The sequence below is a fragment of the Wolbachia endosymbiont of Tettigetta isshikii genome, assembly GCF_041154185.1.
GTDB lineage: Bacteria > Pseudomonadota > Alphaproteobacteria > Rickettsiales > Anaplasmataceae > Wolbachia.
In genome coordinates this window covers 1-389 of record NZ_JBFTEN010000053.1, presented here as the reverse complement: position 1 = coordinate 389, position 389 = coordinate 1, and the positions used below count along the sequence as shown (strand labels likewise).

At 35.0% G+C, this 389-nt stretch carries 1 protein-coding gene; it reads right to left on the bottom strand.

Going from position 1 to position 389, the window contains the following annotated elements; translation table 11 throughout:
- Positions 1 to 389, bottom strand: a 389-nt coding sequence (locus AB6N09_RS05675; RefSeq protein ID WP_411131953.1) for an IS110 family transposase, incomplete at both ends; no start/stop codon positions are given.

Here is a 389-nt window from a genome sequence, read left to right as displayed (position 1 = left end):
GCCAAAGTTGATTGTTCTGTAGAGGTAGGTACAAATAGAGAGATAGTTCTATGGCGTTCAAATCCATATTGAGCAAGAGCTCCTGCATCTGATCTGTCAGACTTTGCCAAAGTTCCGTGAGATAAGATAAAGCTTTTTACTTTACGAGTATTAGCTCGATGCACGGCAATATTCTTGTCAACAAGAAAATGTAATAAACCAAGCTCGTATTTCCCTGTATTTTTTAAAGTCACTAAAGAATTAGGTAGAATATCTGAAAACTCTTGAAACAATTGTTGCCAACCAGAAGCATTGTTATCAAATTCGACATCATTCTCCTGTTTGTGAATTGCAACGACATTTTTAAATTTTCCGATGTCAATGCCAATAAAATTTTGATAAGATGTAAC